Below are 4,946 nucleotides of genomic sequence, written 5' to 3'. Positions count from 1 at the left end.
GGTGCGGCCAGGGCGGCGGCCCGCCCCTTCCCCTTCCCCTACCTGCGGCCGGCAAACGGCGTTGGCCTGAGCGCCGGCGCCGGCCGATCCGGGCTGATTCAAGCCACCGCCGGCCGCATCCTTTCCGATGGGAGTCCTATGAAACCGCAAGCAAGCAACGCGCGCCGCCAACACGCCGGCCATGGCGCGCCGGCCCGGCCGCAACTGAGCGACGACTGGCGCCGCTGGATCGCCGAGAACCTGATGCTGGGCAGCCATCCGACGGCGCTGGCGATGATCCTGTTGAAGGAAGGCGTGCCGAACGCCAAGGCGGAGATCGACGCCGCCATGCGCAGCCCCTATCTGCAGGGCGCGCGCCGCCTGCACAGCCGCATGGCCAAGCGCGACTGGGTGCTGGCCATTTCGGCCAAGCTGGGCAAGCTGGTGCCGCCGCAGGTGGAGCGGCGCGGCGCCTTGTCGGGCGAGACCTTCCTGCGCGAGCATTACGCCGCCAACCGGCCGGTGATCCTCACCGGCATGTTGGACGACAACGCGGCGCGCCGGCGCTGGAGCCTGGACTACTTCCGCCAGCAGTTCGGCGAGCGCATGGTCGAGGTGCAGTTCGGCCGCGAGGCCGATCCGCGCTACGAGGAGAACAGCGTCGCCCACAAGCGTCGGCTGAGCTTTGGCGAGTATGTCGAGCTGGTGCGCGACAGCGGCCACACCAACGACTTCTACATGACCGCCAACAACGACTCGCTCAACCGCGAGGCCTTGATCGAACTGTGGCAGGACGTGCCGACCCTGCCCGACTACCTGGCGCCGAACCCGGACAACCGTGGCTTCTTCTGGTGCGGCCCGGCCGGCACCATCACCCCCTTCCACCACGATCTGAACAACATCTTCATGATGCAGATCATCGGCCGCAAGCGGGTGCGTTTGGTGGCGCCGTGGGAGCTGCCCAACATCTACAACCACCGCCACTGTTTCACCGACGTCGACGGCCGCAACATCGACCTGCAACGCTTCCCCGCCATGGCCCACGCGCAGGTGATCGACTGCGTGCTCGAACCCGGCGAGATTCTCTTCCTGCCGGTGGGCTGGTGGCACTTCGTCGAGGGACTGGACATCTCGGTGACGATCTCGGCCACCAACTTCCGCTGGGACAACGACTTCTACAGCAACTACCCGGCCGATCACGATTTCTGATCGGCCTACCCGCGGCAATACCAAAACCAAAACCAATATCGGAGACCAACCATGAACTTTCACAGCAATCGCCTGTTGATCGCCCTGCTCGGCGTCGCGCTGAGCGCCTGTGGCGGCGGCGGCAACGACAACGCCAACACCACCGCCACGCCGAAGCTGCTCGCCGGCGGCACCACGCTGTCGTGCAGCAGCTGGCTGGCCAGCGCCGTCTACACGCAAGGCAACTGTGTGCAATACAACGGCAAGAGCTACACCGCCAAATGGTGGACCCAGGGCGACGTGCCCGGCGCCGCGCAATGGGGACCGTGGGAAGAGAGCACGGTGACGCCAACCCCGACGCCGCCGACACCCACCCCGCCGACCCCGACGCCACCCACCCCGACCCCGCCCACGCCGACCCCGACGCCGAGCAAGGTGCCCTGCCGGCCCGACGGCCTGAGCTCGCCGGTGACCGACGTGCCCTACTGCGGCGTGTACGACGCCAACGGCCGCGAGGTGCTGGCGCACGGCCTGCAACGCCGCATCGTCGGCTACTTCACCAGCTGGCGCACCGGCGTCGACGGCAGCCCGTCCTACCTGGTCAGCGACATCCCGTGGGACAAGGTGACCCACATCAACTACGCCTTCGCCGCCGTCGACACGACGACCGCGAAAGTGCAACTGGGCAGCGGCGCCGACAACCCCGACACCGGCCTGACCTGGCCCAACATCCCCGCCGCCGCGATGGACCCGAGCTTGCCGTACAAGGGCCACTTCAATCTGCTGGCGCAATACAAAAAGAAAAATCCGGGCGTGAAGGTCATGCTGTCGGTGGGCGGCTGGGCCGGCTCGACCGGTTTCTACACGGCCACCACCAACGCCAACGGCACGCTCAACCAGGCCGGCATCAACACCCTGGCCGACTCGATGGTGGCGACGCTGCGCCAGTACACCTTCTTCGACGGCATCGATGTCGACTACGAGCACCCGACCACCAACAACGAAGCCGGCAACCCGAACGACTTCGCCCTGTCCAAGCCGCGCCTGGCCGGCCTGATGGCCAGCTACAACGTGCTGCTCAAGACGGTGCGCGAGAAGCTCGACGCCGCCGCCGTGGCCGACAAGAAGTACTACCTGCTGACCATCGCCGGCTCGGCCTCGGGCTGGGTGCTGCGCGGCGAGGAGAACCTGTCCGGGCTGAAGTATCTGGACTATGCCAGCCTGATGTCCTACGACCTGCACGGCGCCTGGAACCAGTACGTCGGTCCGAACGCCGCGCTGTTTGACGACGGCAACGACGGCGAACTGCGCGCCGGCAACGCCTACCAGTACGCCAACATCGGCTACCTCAACGTCGACTGGGCCTACCGCTACTATCGCGGCGCCTTGCAGGCCGGCCGCATCAACATCGGCGTGCCCTACTACACGCGCGGCTGGAAGGACGTCACCGGCGGCAGCAACGGCCTGTGGGGCACCACCGCCCTGGTCAACTCCACCGTCACCTGCGCCGGCGTGAAAACCTGCGGCACCGGCGCCGTCGGCATCGACAACCTGTGGTACGACCTCGACTCGACCGGCAAACCGACGCCGGGCGGCGGCAACCCGCTGTGGCACGCGCTCAACCTGCAACAGGGCATCGTGCCGGACTACCTGGACGCCTACAAGGTCACCGAGAAAACCCTGACCGGCACCTACGTCGCCAACTACAGCAGCACCATGGCCGCGCCGTGGTTGTGGAACGCCACCAAGAAGGTCTTCATTTCCACCGAGACGGCGCAGTCGATGGCGGCCAAGGCCAAGTACATCGTCGACAACAACATCGGCGGCATCATGATCTGGGAACTGGCCGGCGACTACGCCTGGAACGCCGGCAAAAACGCCGGCAAGGGCGAGTACTTCATCGGCACCACCTTGACCACCGCCATCTTCAACGCCTTCAGCAGCGCCGGACCGTACGGCAACCTGCGCGCCGAGGGGGCGGTGCCGGCCAGCAGCGCCAAGATCAGCATCAGCCTGGGCGGCTGGAATCTGGGCGACAACAGCTATCCGATCAACCCGGTGCTGACCGTGAAGAACAACTCGGCGACGACGATACCGGGCGGCTCGGTGGTCGAGTTCGACTATCCGGTGTCGGCGCCGGCCGACATGAGCGACCAGTCCGGCGTTGGCCTGAAGGTGACCAAGGCCGGCTACACGGGGCCGAACAACATCGGCGGCTTCAAGGCCAACTTCAACCACGCCCAGTTCACGCTGCCGGGCTGGCAGTCGCTGGCACCGGGCGCCTCGCTGGCGATCACCTTGAACTACCGGCTGCCGATCAGCGGACCGTCGGCCTACGCCGTCACCATCGGCGGCGTGCGCTACGCGCTGGCGGAGGAGTATCCCGAACTGCCGGTCGCCCTGCCATAGCGACCAGCGGGACGCCGACGAAACCCAACGGCGCAAACTGGGGTCGGACCCTCGGGGGTCCGACCCCGGCTCTGCGCCGCCGGGCTTGGCCAGCATCCCCGGCGCCCTGAATTTTCGGGCGCCGGACGGCGGAGTTGCCTCGCGGCAGCCCCGCCGTTTTTCTTTTCTCCAAAGAAAATACCGTCTTTGCCGGAACGACACTGCAATTGCCTGTATGATTTTGCCTCGACATCGCCATCCGAGAGCACAAGCACACCATGAGCCGTTTCTGGAGCCCCATCGTACACAGCCTCACGCCCTACACGCCGGGCGAGCAGGTCGCCATGCCCAAGCTGGTCAAGCTGAACACCAACGAAAACCCCTACGGCCCGTCGCCGCTGGCCCTGGCCGCCATGCGCGAGGCCGTCGCCGACCAGCTGCGCCTGTATCCCGATCCCAACGCCACGGCGCTGAAGGATGCGCTGGCCGGCCACTTCGGCCTGGCGCGCGCACAAGTCTTCGTCGGCAACAGCTCGGACGAGGTGCTGGCCCACACCTTCCAGGCCCTGCTCAAGCACGAGCAGCCGCTGCTGTGCCCGGACATCAGCTACAGCTTCTACCCGACCTATTGCTCGCTGTACGACATCGACTACCGCGTGGTGCCGCTCAACGCCGACTTCGAGATCGACGTGGCCGACTACGCCCAGCCGGGCGGCGCCATCATCATCGCCAATCCGAACGCGCCGACCGGCCGCGCCTTGGCCCTGGACAAGATCGAGGCCCTGCTGGCGGCCCATCCGGACCGGGTGGTGGTGGTCGACGAGGCCTATGTCGACTTCGGCGGCGCCAGCGCGGCGGCGTTGATCCCGCGCCACGACAACCTGCTGGTGATCCAGACCTTCTCCAAGTCGCGCTCGCTGGCCGGTTTGCGGGTCGGCTACGCGCTCGGCCACGCCGACCTGATCGCCGGACTGGAGCGGGTCAAGAACAGCTTCAACTGCTACCCGCTGGGCCAGGTGGCCATCGCCGGCGCCGTCGCCGCGCTGGGCGACACGGCGTATTTCGAACGGACCCGCAACGCCATCGTCGCCACCCGCGAAGCCTTGAGCGAGCGGATGGCGGCGCTGGGCTTCGAGGTGTTGCCGTCGCAGACCAATTTCATCTTCGCGCGCCATCCGCAGCACGCCGCCGTGGCCTTGGCGGCGGCGCTGCGCCAGCGGGCGATTTTGGTGCGCCACTTCAAGCAGGCGCGCATCGAGCAGTTCCTGCGCATCTCCATCGGCACCGACGCCGAATGCGCCCAACTGGTGGCGGCGTTGGAAGAGATCCTGGCCCAGGCCCAAGGGAACTTCTAACCCGTCGTTCCCGCGCAGGCGGGAACCTATACGCCG

The 4,946-nt window shown here is 67.0% G+C and carries 3 protein-coding genes; all 3 read left to right on the top strand.

Annotated features, from left to right (window positions below; all coding sequences use genetic code 11):
- Positions 1-138 precede the first annotated feature (138 nt).
- Positions 139-1,188, top strand: a complete 1,050-nt coding sequence (locus H7U20_RS09275; RefSeq protein ID WP_199758842.1) for a cupin-like domain-containing protein — start codon at positions 139-141, stop codon at positions 1,186-1,188.
- Between the two features lie 51 nt (positions 1,189-1,239).
- Complete coding sequence (locus tag H7U20_RS09270; RefSeq protein WP_233410596.1) at positions 1,240-3,576, top strand: glycosyl hydrolase family 18 protein; 2,337 nt, start codon at positions 1,240-1,242, stop codon at positions 3,574-3,576.
- A 257-nt stretch (positions 3,577-3,833) separates the two neighbouring features.
- Positions 3,834-4,910, top strand: coding sequence for a histidinol-phosphate transaminase (gene hisC, locus H7U20_RS09265; protein WP_199758841.1), 1,077 nt, complete (start codon positions 3,834-3,836; stop codon positions 4,908-4,910).
- Positions 4,911-4,946 lie beyond the last annotated feature (36 nt).

Source organism: Rugamonas violacea, from assembly GCF_016461825.1.
GTDB lineage: Bacteria > Pseudomonadota > Gammaproteobacteria > Burkholderiales > Burkholderiaceae_D > Rugamonas.
Note: the sequence above shows the minus strand (reverse complement) of the source record. Positions and strands in the feature narration are given on the sequence as shown.